This is a genomic window from Streptomyces ardesiacus, from assembly GCF_003112575.1.
Classification (GTDB): domain Bacteria; phylum Actinomycetota; class Actinomycetes; order Streptomycetales; family Streptomycetaceae; genus Streptomyces; species Streptomyces ardesiacus.
The window spans coordinates 231,199-248,862 of the sequence record NZ_BEWC01000007.1 but is presented as its reverse complement, the minus strand read 5'-3'; the positions used below and the strand labels follow the sequence as shown (position 1 = coordinate 248,862).

General features: G+C 73.8%; 13 protein-coding genes. 7 read left to right on the top strand and 6 right to left on the bottom strand.

The genetic code is table 11. The annotated features are described in order from the left end of the window. Window positions 1-73: 73 nt before the first annotated feature. The gene (locus Sdi02f_RS23225; protein ID WP_108933958.1) at window positions 74-601 is read right to left on the bottom strand and encodes a GVDTG sorting domain-containing protein; all 528 of its coding nucleotides are present in this window, start codon (window positions 599-601) and stop codon (window positions 74-76) included. Window positions 602-891: 290 nt separating this feature from the next. On the opposite strand from Sdi02f_RS23225, the gene Sdi02f_RS23220 reads away from it, so the two are divergent. After that, complete coding sequence (locus tag Sdi02f_RS23220) at window positions 892-1,659, top strand: oxidoreductase (protein WP_108933957.1); 768 nt, start codon at window positions 892-894, stop codon at window positions 1,657-1,659. 62 nt (window positions 1,660-1,721) lie between these two features. Further along, complete coding sequence (locus Sdi02f_RS23215; protein WP_108933956.1) at window positions 1,722-2,465, top strand: SDR family oxidoreductase; 744 nt, start codon at window positions 1,722-1,724, stop codon at window positions 2,463-2,465. Here the strand turns inward: Sdi02f_RS23215 and Sdi02f_RS23210 are convergent. The 3 genes from Sdi02f_RS23210 to Sdi02f_RS23195 all read right to left on the bottom strand — a co-directional run bounded on the left by Sdi02f_RS23210 (window position 2,414) and on the right by Sdi02f_RS23195 (window position 6,661). Then, window positions 2,414-3,343 carry a LysR family transcriptional regulator gene (locus Sdi02f_RS23210; protein ID WP_030399812.1) on the bottom strand — a complete coding sequence of 310 codons (930 nt, stop codon included), beginning with the start codon at window positions 3,341-3,343 and terminating at the stop codon, window positions 2,414-2,416. The two genes, Sdi02f_RS23215 and Sdi02f_RS23210, sit on opposite strands and share 52 nt — an antisense overlap. 120 nt (window positions 3,344-3,463) lie before the next feature. Further along, window positions 3,464-5,746, bottom strand: coding sequence for a molybdopterin oxidoreductase family protein (locus Sdi02f_RS23205; protein ID WP_108933955.1), 2,283 nt, complete (start codon window positions 5,744-5,746; stop codon window positions 3,464-3,466). Between the two features lie 228 nt (window positions 5,747-5,974). After that, window positions 5,975-6,661 (bottom strand): SanA/YdcF family protein, encoded by a 687-nt coding sequence (locus tag Sdi02f_RS23195; RefSeq protein ID WP_031081619.1) that lies wholly within the window; start codon window positions 6,659-6,661, stop codon window positions 5,975-5,977. A gap of 166 nt (window positions 6,662-6,827) precedes the next feature. Here Sdi02f_RS23195 and Sdi02f_RS23190 point away from each other — a divergent pair, with 166 nt between their 5' ends. The 5 genes from Sdi02f_RS23190 to Sdi02f_RS23170 all read left to right on the top strand — a co-directional run bounded on the left by Sdi02f_RS23190 (window position 6,828) and on the right by Sdi02f_RS23170 (window position 13,863). Continuing rightward, window positions 6,828-7,604, top strand: a complete 777-nt coding sequence (locus Sdi02f_RS23190) for a sirohydrochlorin chelatase (protein ID WP_167458238.1) — start codon at window positions 6,828-6,830, stop codon at window positions 7,602-7,604. Between the two features lie 183 nt (window positions 7,605-7,787). Next, complete coding sequence (locus Sdi02f_RS23185; RefSeq protein WP_108933953.1) at window positions 7,788-9,062, top strand: deoxyguanosinetriphosphate triphosphohydrolase; 1,275 nt, start codon at window positions 7,788-7,790, stop codon at window positions 9,060-9,062. 170 nt (window positions 9,063-9,232) lie between these two features. Further along, window positions 9,233-10,498 (top strand): NAD(P)/FAD-dependent oxidoreductase, encoded by a 1,266-nt coding sequence (locus tag Sdi02f_RS23180; RefSeq protein ID WP_030399807.1) that lies wholly within the window; start codon window positions 9,233-9,235, stop codon window positions 10,496-10,498. Between the two features lie 115 nt (window positions 10,499-10,613). After that, complete coding sequence (dnaG, locus tag Sdi02f_RS23175; protein ID WP_108933952.1) at window positions 10,614-12,536, top strand: DNA primase; 1,923 nt, start codon at window positions 10,614-10,616, stop codon at window positions 12,534-12,536. 142 nt (window positions 12,537-12,678) lie between these two features. Then, window positions 12,679-13,863, top strand: coding sequence for an RNA polymerase sigma factor (locus Sdi02f_RS23170; protein ID WP_234328383.1), 1,185 nt, complete (start codon window positions 12,679-12,681; stop codon window positions 13,861-13,863). Window positions 13,864-13,893: 30 nt separating this feature from the next. Here Sdi02f_RS23170 and Sdi02f_RS23165 read toward each other — a convergent pair whose 3' ends face one another. Together Sdi02f_RS23165 and Sdi02f_RS23160 are read right to left on the bottom strand one after the other, a co-directional pair. Beyond that, window positions 13,894-15,822 carry an ABC transporter ATP-binding protein gene (locus Sdi02f_RS23165; protein WP_031081615.1) on the bottom strand — a complete coding sequence of 643 codons (1,929 nt, stop codon included), beginning with the start codon at window positions 15,820-15,822 and terminating at the stop codon, window positions 13,894-13,896. After that, complete coding sequence (locus Sdi02f_RS23160) at window positions 15,822-17,555, bottom strand: ABC transporter ATP-binding protein (RefSeq protein WP_108933951.1); 1,734 nt, start codon at window positions 17,553-17,555, stop codon at window positions 15,822-15,824. The genes Sdi02f_RS23165 and Sdi02f_RS23160 overlap by 1 nt, the downstream gene beginning before the upstream one ends. Window positions 17,556-17,664: the final 109 nt, after the last annotated feature.

The following is a 17,664-nucleotide window of genomic DNA, read 5'->3' as shown; positions in this document are numbered from 1 at the left end:
GGCCGCGAGGGGCGTCGGACCCGGAGGGGGCGGGGAAGTGCGGTACCGGCGGACGGGCAGCGGAGGGTGCCCGTCAGATCCCGTCGCCTCTCGCCCGGCGATGCAGGAGCCAGGTACCGCCCGCGGCGGCGACGGCGAGAGCCGCCACGCCGGCCGCGGTCTGCACGGGATCGGGGCCAAGTGCGCCGCCGACCCCCGTCTTGACGCTTCCCCTCGGGTACACCCGCTCGGCGGCCGGGGTCAGCGTGACCACCAGGTCGCCCGTCACCTTCCGGCCCGCGGCCCCACAGGTCGCGACGATCTCGTACGTCCCCGGCTGCGCGCTCGGCGGCACCTCGAAGTGACCGGTCGTCTCCCCGTCGTCCGCGTCCGGCGCCAGCGGGAACGCGCCCGCTCCGACCGCGCCGGCGTCTCCCGCCGCCGAGCCGCCCTCCCCGCACGCCGTCGTCGTCACCACGGCCTGTTCGCCCGGCACGACCGAGGACGGATACACCGTCAGGCCCCCGGCGTCCTGCCCGGCGTACACCGGGGCCGCGGTGGACAGACCGACGGCCGCGGCGGTGAGCGCGGTACCGGTCAGCAGGCGGGCGGTACGTCGCATCGGTGCTCCCTTGAGCTGTTCGGTGGCCCCTGCCCTACCGAGGAAAGTGGCACCGCGCCCGCCCCGCCCCCCGAGCGGTGTGAACGGGTGACCGCGGCCTCCGAACGGCGGACGGCGTGCGGGGGCCGGCGGAGTGCGGGGGCCATAGGAACCTCCTATGGCCCCCGCTGCAATTTCGTCTTTGCCCTTCTTTCTTTCCCGGACCTACCGTGAGCGGGACATCGAAACGAATTCTGCGGGCAATGCGAAAAGGCACTGCGAAGGCAGAGCAATGCGAAAGGGACTGTGCTGTGGCCGTGAAGGAAAAGATGTCGGAGAACCGGGAACTCGCCGGAAAGCGGGCCCTGGTCACCGGCGGCACCCGGGGAATCGGGGCGGCGATCGTCCGCGGGCTCCTGGACGCCGGCGCCGAGGTGATCACGACCGCCAGGTCGGCGACGGGCCCGGCACCGGAGGGGGCGCGCTTCGTGCAGGCGGACGTGCGGACCCCCGCCGGGGCCGAGGCACTCGCCGGGGCCGCGCACGAGGCGCTCGGCGGGGTGGACGTCCTGGTCCACAACGCGGGCGGGGCGCGGCCCCAGAAGGACGGCCCGGTCATCCCCGACGAGGAGTGGCTGGACGCCCTGAACCTCAACCTCCTCGCCGCGGTCCGGCTGAACTCGCTGCTGGTGCCGGGCATGCGGGAACGGCGTTCGGGGACGATCGTGCACATCTCCTCCGCCGCGGTCGCGCCCCCCGCGCCCCCGTTCCTGCACTACCAGGCGGCGAAGGCGGCGCTGGACAACTACAGCGCCGGACTGGCCGCGGCGCTGGCCCCCTCCGGCGTCCGGGTCAACACCGTCAGTCCCGGCCGGACCTCCACCCCCGGCGGGGAGGAGACCCGGGAGCACTGGGCGCGTCTCGACGCCGGACCGGCCCCGAGCGGCACCGCCCCGCTGGGGCGCGACGGCCTGCCCGACGACATCGCCCAGGCGGTGCTTTTCCTCGTGTCCGACCGCGCGGGCTGGGTGACCGGAACCAGCCTCGCGGTGGACGGCGGGGAATATCCCAGGGGCTGACATTCCAGAGGGCGACCACTGGGAAAATGAAGCTGGAAAACTCTGCGAAAAGGGACCCGGAAATGGGAATGTACAGCAACAGGAATGCCGTGATCACGGGTGGCGGCAGCGGAATGGGTCTCGCGATGGCGGAGCTGCTGGTGGCCGGCGGAGCCCGCGTCGTGATCACCGGCCGCTCGCAGGCCACGCTCGACGCCGCCCGGGAGCGGCTCGGCGAGAACGCGGTGGCCGTCCGGGGCGACGTGGCCTCACTGCCGGACCTGGACGCCCTCACCGACCGGGTGAAGGCCGGACTCGGCACGGTCGACGCCCTGTTCGTCAACGCCGGCATCGCCACTCTCACGCCGCTCGACTCGACGACCGAGGAGGCGTACGACGAGCTGTTCGACATCAACGTCAAGGGCGCCTGGTTCACCGTGCAGAAGCTCGCCCCGCTGCTGAACACGGGCGCCGGCGTCGTCCTCACCACCTCGGTCGCCAATGTCGTCGGCATGGCGGACACCAGCGTCTACGCGGCTGGGAAGGCGGCGCTGCGCTCGATGGCCCGCAGCTTCTCCCGTGAGCTGCTGCCCCGCCGCATCCGGGTCAACGCGGTGAGCCCCGGACCCGTCGACACGGGAGCCCTGGACGCGGCGATGACCGCCGAGGAGGCCGAGCGGTTCAAGGCGGAACGGGTCGCGGCCAACCCCATGCGGCGCTTCGGCACCCCCGAGGAGATCGCCCGGGCCGCCGCCTTCCTCGCCTTCGACGCCACCTACACGACCGGCGCCGAGCTGGCCGTGGACGGCGGCGCCACCCAGCTCTGACCGAACCGGTACCAGGTCTCCTGCCGCAGGAACTCCAGCAGCGCCGTCTCCGCGGGACCCGCGCCGGGCCGGACCGCGGCGACGACGGGCTGGGACACGGCCGGGGACACCGGGCGCACCAGGTGCTCGTGACCGGGGGGCACCGCGGAGGCCGGGACGAACGTCACCCCGAGGCCGTGGGCGGCCCAGCGCACGGCCGTCGCCGTCTGGGAGACCCGGGCGACGGTGGTCGGGGCCAGCCCGTTCTCCCGCAGCACCTCCACCAGGACGCCGTCGAGCGCGCTGGCGGGATCGAAGCGCACCCACGGCTCCCGCTCCAGGTCCCGCAGCGCGACCCGGTCCGCGGCGAGCTGCGGGTGCCCGGCCGCCAGCACCACGACGAACTCCTCGTCACCGAGGTGGTGGCCGTCGTACAGGCCCTCGTCGCACGGTCCGGCCATGATGGCGAGGTCCAGCACGCCCCCGCGGGCCAGCCGCTCCAGCTCGGTGGGGTTCGGCTCCTCGAAGACGGTGACCTCCAGGCGCGGGAAGCGGCGCCGCAGCGCGCTCAGGGCGCCCGGCAGCTGCCGCGTGCCCAGGCCCATCTGCACCGCGACCACCAACTCTCCCGCCAGCTCCTCGGAGCCGGCCCGCGCCGTCGCCCGCGCCCGGCGCGCCGCGTTCACGGCGACCTCCGCCTCGCGCAGGAAGGCACGGCCGGCCACGGTGGGCACCAGACCGGTCGGCGTGCGGGAGAACAGCTCCACGCCGAGGTCCCGCTCCAGGCCGCGGATCTGCTGGGACACCGAGGGCTGGGCGACGCGCAGCGCCTCCGCCGCCGCCGTCACCGAACCCTCCTCGGCGACGGCCAGGGCGTACTCGAACTGTCTCAGGCTCATCGGTTCCCCTGCCCCTCGCTCGCCGTCTCCGCGCAAGCGTAGGCGAGCGCGCCGGGCGGGCGCCGGGCGGCGGGCGACCGGCCGTCGGTCCCGTGCACCGCGCTCCCCGCACGCCGGCGGCTACCGCGGCACCGCCTCCACCCGCACCGCGCACACCTTGAACTCCGGCATCCGCGAGGCCGGGTCCAGCGCCGGGTTGGTCAGCGTGTTGGCGCGGCCCTCGCCCGGCCAGTGGAAGGGCATGAACACGGTGTCGGGCCGGATGCCGGTGGTGATGCGGGCCGGGGCCACGGCCCGCCCCCGCCGGGACACGACCGCCAGCGGGTCGCCCTCGGCCGCCCCCAGCCGCGCCGCCAGCCGCGGGTGCAGCTCCACGAAGGGTCCCGGCGCGGCGGCGTTCAGCTCGGCCACCCGCCGGGTCTGCGCCCCCGACTGGTACTGCGCCACGACCCGCCCCGTGGTCAGCAGCACCGGGTACTCCTCGTCCGGCTCCTCGGCACTCGGACGGTGCGCGACGGGCACGAAGCGCGCCCGGCCGTCGGGGGTGGCGAAACGGTCGAGGAAGAGGCGGGGGGTGCCCGGGTGGGGCGCCGTGCCGCCGGCCGCGGGCGTCGGGGCACCGGTGTGGGGTGCGGCGGCGTCCTCCGCGCCCGGCGCCGCGGTGTCCGGACGCGGCGCGGTGTCCGGACGCGGCGCGGTGTCCGGACGCGGCGCGGTGTCGCCGGCCGCGGGCGGCGGCGTGACGGCCGCACGGAGCGCGGGCCCGCCGTGCGGCGGCGGCGCCGGGCACGGCCAGAACACGCCGTCCTCCCGTGCCAGACGCCGGTAGTCGATCCCGGAGTAGTCCGCCGGGCCGCCCGCGCTCGCCCGCCGCAGCTCCTCGAAGACCTCCTCGGGATCGACCGGGAACCCCTTCTCCACACCGAGCCGCCCGGCCAGCGCGTGCAGCACCTCCAGGTCGCCGCGGACGCCCTCCGGCGGGGTGACGGCGCGCCGCCGCAGCAGCACCCGCCCCTCCAGGTTCGTCGTGGTCCCCGTCTCCTCCGCCCACTGCGTCACCGGCAGCACCACGTCCGCCAGCCGCGCCGTCTCCGAGAGCACCACGTCGCACACGGCGAGGAAGTCCAGCGACCGCAGCCGTTCCTCCACGTGCGCGGCCCGGGGCGCCGAGACGACCGGGTTGGACCCCATCACCAGCAGCGACCTGACGTCCGACCCCAGCGCGTCCAGCAGCTCGTACGCGCTGCGCCCCGGCCCCGGCAGCGCGTCCGGGTCCACGCCCCACACCTCGGCCACGTGCCGCCGCGCCGCCGGGTCGGTGAGCCTGCGGTAGCCCGGCAACTGGTCGGCCTTCTGCCCGTGTTCGCGCCCGCCCTGCCCGTTGCCCTGCCCGGTCAGGCAGCCGTACCCCGACAGGGGCCGCCCGGCCCGCCCCGTCGCCAGGCACAGGTTGATCCACGCGCCCACCGTGTCCGTGCCCTTGGCCTGCTGCTCGGGCCCCCGCGCGGTCAGCACCATCGCCGCCTCCGGCGCGCAGAACAGCCGTACCGCCTCCCGCAGTTCGGGGACCGACACCCCCGTGATCCGCTCCACGTGCTCCGGCCAGTGCGCCATCGCCGCCGCCCGCGCCTCCTCCCAGCCGGACGTGCGCTCCTCGACGTACGCCTCGTCGACCCGCCCCTCGGCGACCACCAGGTGCAGCAGGCCCAGCGCGAGGGCGAGGTCGGTCCCGGGCCGGGGCGCGAGGTGCAGGTCGGCCTGCTCGGCGGTCCGCGTGCGGCGCGGGTCGACGACGATCAGGGTGCCGCCGTTCTCCCGCAGCTCGGTGAAGTAGCGCAGGGACGGCGGCATCGTCTCCGCCGGGTTCGAGCCGACCAGGATCACGCACCCCGTCCTCGGGACGTCCTCCAGCGGGAACGGCAGCCCCCGGTCGAGCCCGAAGGCCCGCGTGCCGGCGGCCGCCGCCGACGACATGCAGAACCGTCCGTTGTAGTCGATCTGCGAGGTGCCGAGGACCACCCGGGCGAACTTGCCCAGCGCGTACGCCTTCTCGTTGGTCAGCCCGCCCCCGCCGAACACCCCGAGCGCGTCCGCGCCGTACCGCGCCCGCGTGCGCCCGAGGCTCCCGGCGATCCGGTCCAGCGCCTCGTCCCACCCGGCCGGCACCAGCGCGCCGCCCGGCGACCGCACCAGCGGCGAGGTCAGCCGCACCCCGGGCGCGAGCACCTGCGCCGCCGTACGCCCCTTGCCGCACAGCGCGCCCCGGTTCACCGGGAAGTCCGCCCGCTCGGACACCTCCACGGTCCCGCCCCCGACGGGCGTCAGGTTCATCCCGCACTGCAGGGCGCAGTACGGGCAGTGCGTGGGCGTGGTGGCGGGGCTGCGCGTGCCGGTGTTCTGCATGCCGCCCAGCCTGCGGGCGCCGTGTTACGCGACCGGGCGGTGCCCTGTTACACGGCGGGGACGGCGGCCTCCCCGGCGCGGTGCGGCGACGGTGAGGGCGCAGGCGCCCCGGTGCGGCCCGGCGCGGCGGTGCGGCCCGGCGCGGCGGTGCGGGCCGGTGCGGCGGTGCGGCCCGGCGCGGCGGCGCGGCCCGGCGGTGCGGGCCGGTGCGGGCCGGCGCGGGCGGAGTCACCCCGCGTCGGCGAGGGCGCGTGCCACACCGGGCTCCTTCGGTCCGAGGAAGCGCGGGTCCGGCTCGAAGACCGCGTCCAGCGCCGCCTTGCCCGCCGCGAGGATCTCCCGCGCGCCCCCGTAGTACCAGGTCACGTCGTGCCGGTCGTCGACCCCGACGCCGTACGACGCCACCCCCGCCTCCTGGCACAGCGCGACCGCCCGCCGGATGTGGAAGCCCTGGCTGATCAGCACGGCCCGGTCGACGCCGAAGACCTTCTTCGCCCGCACGCAGGAGTCCCAGGTGTCGAAGCCCGCATAGTCGCTGACGATCCGCCCGTCCGGGACGCCGTGCCGGACCAGGTAGGCGCGCATGGCGTCCGGCTCGTCGTACTCCTCGCGGCTGTTGTCCCCGGTCACGAGCACCACCTCGATCCGCCCCGCCCGGTAGAGCCGCGCCGCCGCGTCCAGCCGGCGCGCGAGGTACGGCGACGGCTCCCCGTCCCACAGCCCGGCGCCGAAGACGACGGCGACCTCGGTGCGCGGCACGTCGGCGACGGTGCGCAGCCGGTCGTCCGTCACGACGCGCAGCCACGCGCTCGGCAGCAGGGCCAGCACACACCCGGCCACCACCACCCGCACCAGCCGCCGCTGCCCCTCGCGGGTGCGCGGAAGACGCGGTCTGCGAAGCCTCGGGCGGCGCATGCGGACGGTCCCCTCCCCGGGTCGGTTCCTGCCACCAGGGACGTCCGGGGCGGCCGTCCGGTTCGCCACCCGCTCACACGGACGGTCCCGCACCGTGTGAACCGACGGAAAATCCCCGTGACACCCGCGCAACGGGGAGGCAATCTCCGGCCGTCACCCTCGGTGCATGACGGTGACGGCAGTGACGAGCAACAGGACCGCGGCGGCCACCGGCGGCACCCCCGCCCTGGTCGTCGTCGCCCACGGCAGCCGCGACCCGCGCGCGCTCAGCACCGTACGGGCCCTCCTCGACCGGGTCCGCGCCCTGCGCCCCGCCCTGCCGGTGCACCTGGGCCACGTCGAGCTGAACGAGCCCCTGCTGCCGGACACGCTCGCCGCGCTCGGCGACGGGGCGGCGGTCCTCGTCCCGCTCCTGCTCGGCCGCGGACACCACGTCAAGCGGGACATCCCGGAGACGGCCGCGCTCTCCCCGGCCCGCACCCGCGTGGCCGCCCCGCTCGGCCCGCACCCCCTCCTGGTGGACGCCCTGCACGCCCGCCTCACGGAGGCCGGCTGGCCCACCCGCCCGGGCCCGGAGCACGCCGTGGTCCTCGCCTCGGCGGGCTCCCGGGACCCGGAGTCCCGCGCGGACACGGCCCGCACGGCAGCGCTCCTCGCCGCCCGCCTCGGCGTCCCGGTCGTCCCCGCGTACGCCTCGGCGGCGACCCCGACGGTCCCGGAGGCCGTCCGCACCCTGACGGCCCGGGGCCACCGCCGCATCGCCCTCGCCTCCTGCTTCACGGCCCCGGGCCGCTTCGCGACCCAGTGCGCGGCAGCGGCCCCGTGGATCACCTCGGCCCCCTTGGGCACCCACCCGTCGATGGCCCGCCTACTGCTCCACCGCCACGACGAGGCGGTGAAGACCGGCAGCGACGTGAAATCCAGGGCGATGGCCACCCCCTGAGGGGCGCGGGGCGAGTCGACTCGCGGCTCCGCCGCGCGGGCGCGCCAAGCCACGGACGGCCCGCGGCCGCGCGACTGCCGAACCCGGCAGACGAGCAGGCCCCCACCCGGCAGACGAGCAGGCCCCCCACCCGGCAGACGAGCAGGCCCCCGACTGTCGCAGCTTCCGCTTACTGTTCATGACATGGAAGGCACCCGCACCGCACCCCCCTACGACCAGGCGTCAGCCGCCCGCTACGCCCCCGAACCCGACAAACGCCCCGGCCGCACCGCCTTCCAGCGCGACCGCGCCCGCATCCTGCACTCCGCCGCGCTGCGCCGCCTCGCCGGGAAGACGCAGGTCGTCGCGCCGGGGGAGGGCAGCCCCGTCTGGGACGCGAGCCCCCGCACCCGCCTCACGCACTCCCTGGAGTGCGCCCAGGTCGGCCGGGAGCTGGGCGCGGCCCTCGGGTGCGACCCGGACCTCGTCGAGGCGGCCTGTCTCGCGCACGACCTGGGCCACCCGCCCTTCGGGCACAACGGCGAGCAGGCGCTCAACGCGTTCGCCGAGGACTGCGGCGGCTTCGAGGGCAACGCCCAGTCGCTCAGGCTCCTCACCCGCATCGAGCCCAAGCGGTTCACCGCGGACGGCTCCGTCGGCCTCAACCTCACCCGCGCCACCCTCGACGCCGCCACCAAGTACCCGTGGCCGCGCGGCGCCCACCCCACCGACCCGGCGTCGCCCAAGTTCGGTGTCTACGACGACGACCGGCCCGTCTTCGCCTGGCTCCGCGAGGATGCCCCCGGCTCCCGCACCTGCTTCGAGGCCCAGGTCATGGACTGGGCCGACGACGTGGCGTACTCCGTGCACGACGTCGAGGACGGCCTGCACGCCGGCCACATCGACCCGAACTGCCTGCTCGCCGACCCCGAGCGCGAGGCCGTGTTCGACGTGGCCGTCGGTCGCTACGTCCCCGCCGGCACCGACCACGCGGAACTGGCCGCCGCCCTCGACCGGCTCCTCGCCCAGGACTGGTGGCCGCACGGCTACGACGGTTCCGCGGTCGCCCAGGCCCGCCTCAAGGACGCCACCAGCCAGCTCATCGGCCGCTTCTGCCTGGCCGCCGAGGCCGCCACCCGGGCGGCGTACGGCGGCGGCCGGCTCACCCGGTACACCGCCGAGCTGGTCGTCCCCCGCGCGACCCGCATGGAGTGCGCCGTCCTCAAGGCGGTCGCCGTCCGGTACGTCATGCAGCGCACCGAGCAGGAGCGGCTCCGCGCCGACCAGCGCATCGTCGTCGCGGAACTGGCGGAGGCGCTGACCGCCCGCGCCCCCGACGGGCTCGACCCCCAGTTCCGGGCCATGTTCGACGCGGCCGACGGCGACCGGGCGCGCAAACGGGTGATCGTCGACCAGATCGCCTCCCTCACCGACGCCTCGGCCCGCTCGCTTCACGCCCGTCTGACGGGGCATCCATGAGACTGGCGGCGGGACAGGTGCGACCCGACGGCGTCCAGGACGCCCGAAACGTGGTACTCGGGCGGTCGGAACGCGGCAGGTCGTGGCCTGAACGGGTCCTTCCCCCTTCCCGCACCACGCCACGTGCGGGACGCTCGCATGTGGCGGCACCCTGACGAGGAGGCAGACAAGTGGTCGACGCGGATCAGACATTCGTCATCGTCGGAGGCGGCCTGGCGGGCGCGAAAGCGGCCGAGACGCTCCGCACGGAGGGCTTCACCGGCCGGGTGATCCTCATCTGTGACGAGCGCGACCACCCCTACGAGCGCCCGCCGCTGTCCAAGGGCTACCTCCTGGGCAAGGAGGAGCGCGACAGCGTCTTCGTGCACGAGCCCGCCTGGTACGCCCAGCACGACATCGAGCTGCACCTCGGCCAGACCGTCGTCGCGATCGACCGCGCCGCCAGGACCGTCCACTACGGCGACGACGGCACCCACGTCAGGTACGACAAGCTGCTCCTGGCGACCGGCGCCGAGCCCCGCCGCCTCGACGTCCCCGGCACCGACCTGGCGGGCGTCCACCACCTGCGCCGCCTGGCCCACGCCGAGCGCCTCAAGGGCGTCCTCACCTCGCTGGGCCGGGACAACGGCCACCTCGTGGTCGCCGGGGCGGGCTGGATCGGCCTGGAGGTCGCCGCGGCGGCCCGCGAGTACGGGGCGGAGGTCACGGTCATCGAGCCGGCCCCCACCCCGCTGCACGGCGTTCTCGGCCCCGAGCTGGGCTCCGTCTTCACCGAGCTGCACGAGGCGCACGGCGTCCGCTTCCGCTTCGGCGTGAAGCTGACCGAGATCGTCGGCCAGGACGGCATGGTGCTCGCCGCCCGCACCGACGACGGCGAGGAACACCCCGCGCACGACGTGCTCGCCGCGATCGGCGCCGCCCCGCGCACCTCGCTCGCCCAGGCCGCCGGGCTGGAGATCGCCGACCGTGCCCACGGGGGCGGCATCGTCGTCGACGCGGACCTGCGCACCTCCGACCCCGACGTGTACGCGGCCGGCGACGTCGCCTCCTTCCACCACGCCCTCTTCGACACCCGCCTGCGCGTGGAGCACTGGGCCAACGCCCTCAACGGCGGCCCGGCCGCCGCCCGCGCGATGCTGGGCAGGAGCCCGGCCCACGAGCGCGTGCCCTACTTCTTCACCGACCAGTACGACCTGGGCATGGAGTACTCCGGCTGGGCGCCCGCCGGGTCGTACGACCAGGTGGTGATCCGCGGGGACGCGGCGAAGCGCGAGTTCATCGCCTTCTGGGTGAAGGACGGCCGGGTGCTGGCCGGGATGAACGTCAACGTGTGGGACGTCACGGAGCCGATCCAGCAGTTGATCCGCTCGAAGGCCCGGGTGGACACGGAGGCGCTGGCCGACCCGCACGTCTCGCTCGACAGCCTCGTCGCATAGCCGTCGTACCGTCGCCGCCGCCCCCCCCGATCCCCGGGGGCCGGCCCCCGGACCCCGGCCGGGAGGCCGGTCACCGCGGCGGAGGAGTGTCGGCGCCGCCCCGTAGACTTCACGCGTGGCAGGACGGATCAACGACGAGGACGTGAAGGCGGTACGGGACGCGGTCCCGATCGACGCCGTCGTCTCGGAGTACCTCCAGCTGCGCAACGCGGGCGGCGGCAACCTGAAGGGCCTGTGCCCCTTCCACGACGAGAAGTCCCCGTCCTTCCAGGTCAGTCCGAGCAAGGGGTTCTTCCACTGCTTCGGCTGCCAGGAGGGCGGCGACACCATCACGTTCGTGATGAAGATCGACCACCTCACCTTCTCGGAGGCGGTCGAGCGCCTGGCCGGCCAGGCCGGCATCACACTGCGCTACGAGGAGGGCGGGTACAACCCGGCGCACCAGCGCGGCGAGCGCATCCGCCTGGTCGAGGCCCACAAGATCGCCGCCGAGTGGTACGCGGAACAGCTCGCGACCGGCCCGGAGGCGGAGACCGGCCGGGTCTTCCTCGCCGAGCGCGGCTTCGACCAGTCGGCGGCCGTCCACTTCGGCGTCGGCTACAGCCCCCAGGGCTGGGACCACCTCACCCGCTACCTGCGCGGCAAGGGCTTCAGCGACAAGGAACTGCTGCTGTCCGGCCTCTCCCAGGAGGGCCGCCGCGGCCCCATCGACCGCTTCCGGGGCCGGCTGATGTGGCCCATCCGCGACATCGGCGGCGACGTCGTCGGCTTCGGCGCCCGCAAGCTCTACGAGGCGGACAACGGCCCGAAGTACCTGAACACCCCCGAGACCGCGATCTACAAGAAGTCCCAGGTCCTCTACGGCATCGACCTCGCCAAGAAGGACATCGCGAAAGCGTCCCGCGCGGTCGTCGTCGAGGGCTACACCGACGTCATGGCCTGCCACCTGGCCGGCGTCACCACCGCCATCGCCACCTGCGGCACCGCCTTCGGCGGCGACCACATCAAGATCCTGCGCCGGCTGCTGATGGACAACGGCTCGGCCCGCGTGATCTTCACCTTCGACGGCGACGCGGCCGGACAGAAGGCGGCCCTGCGCGCCTTCGAGGACGACCAGAAGTTCGCCGCCGAGACCTACATCGCCATCGCCCCCGACGGCATGGACCCCTGCGACCTGCGCCTGGCCAAGGGCGACGAGGCGGTCGCCGACCTGGTCGAGCCGCGCACCCCGCTCTTCGAGTTCGCGCTCCGCCAGATCGTGAGCCGCTACGACCTGGACACCCCGGCCGGCCGCGCGGCGGCCCTGGACGAGGCCGCCCCGGTCGTCGCCCGGATCAAGAACAGCGGCGCCCAGCACGAGGTCGCCGTGCAGCTCGCGGGGATGCTCGGCATCCTCGACACCCAGTTCGTGGTCCGGCGGATCTCCCAGCTCGCCCGCTGGGCCCGCGACCGCGGCGGCAAGGGCCCCGCCCCCGACCAGCGGCAGCGCGGCGCCGCCCCGCAGCAGGCCGCACCCGCCACGGCCGCCCGCGGGGGGCCCGCGCTCAACCTCCGCAACCCGGTCTTCGCCACCGAACGCGAGCTGCTCAAGCTGGCCCTCCAGCGCCCCGAGCTGGTCTCCCCGGCCTTCGACGCGTACGGCGTCGACGAGTTCACCGCCCCGCCCTACGCCGCCGTGCGCGAGGCGATCCTGGAGGCCGGCGGCGCCGAGTTCGGCGTCCAGGACCCCCAGGACTACCTGGTCCGCGTCCGCGAGGCCGCCCCCGACGACGCCGTCCGCGCCATGGTCACCGAACTCGCGGTCGAGGCGATCATGCTGCACCGCGGCGTCAAGGACGTCGACGAGACCTACGCCGGCGCCCAACTGGTCACGGTCCGCCGCCGCGCCGTGGAACGCCGCATCCGCGACATCACCGGCCGCCTCACCCGCCTGTCCACCCACGCCGACCCCGCCGAACTGGCCGCCGTGCAGAACGAGCTGTGGATCCTCCAGCAGTACGACCAGAACCTGCGCGAACACGGCGCGGCCGCGCTCTAGGACGGCCCTCGGGGAAGACCCGCGGGTCACCCGTCGGTCACGGACCGGACGCAAAAAGTCATCGCACGCCCCTCGTGGCGGTGATGTGTCGTACCCCACACTGGGGGCGGTACCCGAGTGCACGCGTGCGAGGCGGACGGCGGTGAGTGAGCCGGCTCCGCCCCCGTCGTACTGCCGCCGGCCCCCGCCGGCCGCGTCCCTCCTGGAGGTCGCCCCCGTGCAGACCCAGACCCTCACCCAGACCGACACCGGTACCGGCGGTGCGGAGCCGGACGCCGAGCGCGGCACGCTCCACGCGCTGCCGGCGCAGCCCGGTGCGGGGCCGGCCGCGCACCACCCGGGCGGTCCCGCGGACGTCCCCGCGGACGTCCCCGTGCCCGTCGAACCGCCGCCGCCCACCCGTACCGAGTCCGGCGGCCCCTCCTCGGACCTGTTCCGGCAGTACCTGCGCGAGATCGGCCGCATCCCGCTGCTCACCGCGGCCGAGGAGGTCGACCTCGCCCGGCGGGTGGAGGCGGGCCTGTTCGCCGAGGACAAGCTGCGCCGCACCCCCGGTCTGGACGAACGCCTCGCCCTCGACCTCGACCGGCTCGTCGTCATGGGCCGCGTCGCCAAGCGCCGGCTGATCGAGGCCAACCTGCGGCTCGTGGTGTCGGTCGCCAAGCGGTACGTCGGGCGCGGGCTGACCATGCTCGACCTGGTCCAGGAGGGGAACCTGGGCCTCATCCGGGCCGTCGAGAAGTTCGACTACACCCGCGGCTTCAAGTTCTCCACCTACGCCACCTGGTGGATCCGCCAGGCCATGTCCCGCGCCCTGGCCGACCAGGCCCGCACCATCCGCGTCCCCGTCCACGTCGTCGAGCTGATCAACCGGGTCGTCCGCGTCCAGCGCCGCATGCTCCAGGAACGCGGTCACGAGCCGACCCCGCAGGAGGTCGCCGCCCACCTGGACCTGCCCGTCGAGCGCGTCGGCGAGGTGCTGCGCCTGGCCCAGGAACCGGTGTCGCTGTACACGCCGGTCGGCGAGGAGGACGACGTCGCCCTCGGTGACCTCATCGAGGACGGCGACGCCGCCAGCCCCGTCGAGTCGGCGGCGTTCCTGCTGCTGCGCCAGCACCTGGAGGCGGTGCTCTCCACCCTCGGCGAACGCGAACGCAAGGTCGTCCAGCTCCGCTACGGCCTCGTCGACGGCCGCCCCCGCACCCTGGAGGAGATAGGCCGCCTCTTCGGCGTCACCCGCGAACGCATCCGCCAGATCGAGTCCAAGACCCTCAACAAACTCCGCGACCACGCCTACGCGGACCAGCTGAGGGGCTATCTGGACTGATCCCCGGCACCCCCGCCGCCGGGCACCCGGTCACCCCACCTCGGCCACCGCCTGCGCGAACTGGGCCTTGTACAGCCGCGCATAGGCCCCACCCGCACCGAGCAGCTCGGAGTGCGCCCCCTGCTCCACGATCGCCCCGTCCTCCATCACGAGAATCGTGTCCGCGTCCCGGATCGTCGACAGCCGGTGCGCGATCACGAACGACGTCCGCCCGTGCGCGAGCTTCGCCATCGCCTTCTGGATCAGCACCTCCGTCCGCGTGTCGACGGACGACGTCGCCTCGTCGAGCACGAGGATCACCGGGTCGGACAGGAACGCCCGCGCGATGGTGATCAGCTGCTTCTCACCCGCGCTCACGCCCGTGCCCTCGTCGTCGATCACCGTGTCGTAGCCGTCGGGCAGCGTCCGTACGAACCGGTCGGCGTGCGCGGCCCGCGCGGCCTCCTCGATCTCCCCGCGGGTGACGTCCCGCGAGGCCCCGTACGCGATGTTCTCCGCGATGGTGCCGCCGAACAGCCACGTGTCCTGGAGCACCATGCCGATGCCGGCCCGCAGTTCGTCCCGGGACATCTTCGCGATGTCGACGCCGTCCAGCGTGATCCGCCCGCCGGAGACCTCGTAGAACCGCATCAGCAGATTGACCAGGGTCGTCTTGCCGGCCCCGGTCGGGCCGACGATGGCGACCGTGTGACCGGGCTCCACCTTCAGCGACAGGTCCTCGATCAGCGGCTTGTCGGGGTCGTAGCGGAAGGAGACGTGCTCCAGCTCCACCCGCCCGCGCAGGTCCTCGGGCCGGGCGCCCGGGATCGGGTCCGCCGACTGCTCCTCGGCGTCGAGGAGTTCGAAGATCCGCTCCGCCGACGCCACACCCGACTGCACCAGGTTCGCCATCGACGCGACCTGCGTCAGCGGCATCGAGAACTGCCGGGAGTACTGGATGAAGGCCTGCACGTCGCCGATGGAGAGCTGGCCCGAGGCCACCCGCAGCCCGCCGACCACCGCGACCAGCACGTAGTTCAGGTTGGACACGCACATCATCAGCGGCTGCATGATCCCGCTGTTGAACTGTGCCTTGAACCCCGCCTCGTACAGCGCGTCGTTGTGCTCGGCGAACTGCCGCGCCGACTCCTCCTGCCGCCCGAAGACCTTCACCAGCGCGTGCCCGGTGTACATCTCCTCGATGTGCGCGTTGAGCTGCCCCGTCGAGCGCCACTGCTGCACGAACTGCGGCTGCGACCGCTTGCCCACCCGCGTGGCCACCACGAACGACAGCGGCACGGTCACCAGCGCGACCAGCGCCAGGATCCAGGAGACGTAGAACATCATCGCCAGCACGCCGATGATGGTGAGCAGCGAGTTGATGAGCTGGCCCATCGACTGCTGGAGCGTCTGCCCGATGTTGTCGATGTCGTTGGTGGCGCGGCTGAGCACCTCGCCGCGCTGACGCTTGTCGAAGTAGGACAGCGGCAGCCGGGACAGCTTCGTCTGCACGTCCTCGCGCAGCCGGAACATCGTCCGGTTGACCGCGCGGTTCACCAGGCGCGTGGCCACCGCCATCAGCAGTCCGGCCACCGCGAACGTCGCCAGCGCCAGCAGCAGCACCTCGCCGACCGCACCGAAGTCGATGCCCCGGCCCGGAGTGAAGTCCGTGCTGCGGAGCATGTCGGCGACGTTGCCGTCACCGCGCTCCCGCATCGCGGCCAGGACCTGTTCCTTCGTGGCCCCGGAGGGCATGTCCCGCCCGACGATGCCCGCGAAGACCAGGTCGGTGGCGCGGCCGAGGATCTTCGGCCCGACCACGTTGAGGCCGACGCTGACGACCACGCACGACAGCAGCGTGAACAGCGTCGCCCGCTCCGGACGGAACTGGGCGACGAGCCGCTTGCTCGACCCCTTGAAGTCCATCGAACGCTGGTCGGGGCCGCCCCCGGCCATCATGCGACCCGCAGGACCGGCCATCAGGCAGCCTCCGCTTCCGTCAGCTGGGAGAGCACGATCTCCCGGTAGGTCTCGTTGTCGGCCATCAGCTCGTGGTGCCGGCCCACGCCGACCACCCGTCCCTCGTCCAGGACGACGATCCGGTCCGCGTCCCGGATGGTCGCCACCCGCTGCGCCACGATCACCACGGTCGCCTCGGCGGTCTCCCGGGCCAGCTCGGCCCGCAGCGCCGCGTCGGTGGCGTAGTCGAGGGCGGAGAAGGAGTCGTCGAAGAGGTAGATCTCCGGGCGCTGGACCAGCGTGCGCGCGATGGCGAGCCGCTGGCGCTGGCCGCCGGAGACGTTGGTGCCGCCCTGCGCGATCGGCGCGTCGAGCCCGCCCTCCAGCGCGGAGACGAACTCCTTGGCCTGCGCCACCGCCAGCGCGTGCCACAGCTCCTCGTCGGAGGCGTCCGGATTGCCGTAGCGCAGGTTGGTCGCGACGGTTCCGGCGAAGAGGTACGGCTTCTGCGGCACCAGGCTCACCACCTTGGCCAGCGTCTTCGGGTCGACCGTGCGCACGTCCACCCCGTCGACCAGGACCTCCCCGTCGGTGGCGTCGAAGAGGCGGGGGACCAGGCCCAGCAGGGTGGACTTGCCGCTGCCGGTCGAGCCGATGACGGCGGTCGTCTCGCCCGGCTTCGCCACCAGACCGATGTTCCGGAGCACCGGCTCCTCGGCCCCGGGGTAGCGGAAGCCCGCCTCCCGGATCTCCAGGTGCCCGTGCCGGCGCAGCTCGGTGACCGGCGCCACCGGCGGCACGACGCTGCTGTCGGTGTCCAGGACCTCCTGGATGCGCTCGGCGCACACCTCGGCGCGCGGCACCATCATGAACATGAAGGTGGCCATCATCACGGACATGACGATCTGCATGAGGTAGGCGAGGAACGCCGTCAGGTCGCCGATCTGCATCCCGCCGCTGTCGATGCGGTGGGCGCCGAACCAGACCACCGCGATGGACGACAGGTTCACCACCGTCATGACCACGGGGAACATCAGCGCGAGCAGGTTGCCGGTGCCGAGGGCGACCTCGGTCAGCTCGGTGTTGGCCTTCCGGAAGCGCTGCTGCTCGTACTCGTCGCGCACGAAGGCGCGGATGACGCGGTTGCCGGTGATCTGCTCGCGCAGCACCCGGTTCACCGTGTCGAGGCGCACCTGCATCCTCCGGAACAGCGGGCGCAGCTTCCGCACGATCAGCGTCACGCAGACCGCCAGCACCGGCACGACCCCGAGCAGCACCCCGGACAGCGGCACGTCCAGACCGAGCGCCATCACGATGCCGCCCACGCACATGATCGGCGCCGACACCATCAGGGTGAACGTCATCAGGGCCAGCATCTGGACCTGCTGCACGTCGTTGGTGGTCCGCGTGATCAGCGAGGGCGCGCCGAAGTGGCCCACCTCGCGCGCCGAGAAGGACTGCACCCGGTCGAAGACGGCACCGCGCACGTCCCGGCCCAGCGCGGCGGCGGTGCGCGCGCCGTAGAAGACGGCACCGATGTTGCAGACCACCTGGGCCAGCGAGATGCCGATCATCAGGGCACCGTGGCGCAGGATGTAGCCCGAGTCCCCGTTCACGACGCCGTTGTCGATGATGTCCGCGTTCAGGGTCGGCAGGTAGAGGGAGGCGCAGGTCTGCAGGAACTGCAGCGCCACCAGCAGGGCGATGGGTCTCTTGTACGGCCTCAGACGGGTCCGCAGTAGTCGTATGAGCACGCTGGGTCTCTCGGAGTCGGCGACAGGGGCCGCGGTTGGTTGCCCCTGGCCCCTATCGTCGAACACTCCACCCGCGTTACCTCAACCGATTAACCCAAGAGCGCGGCAA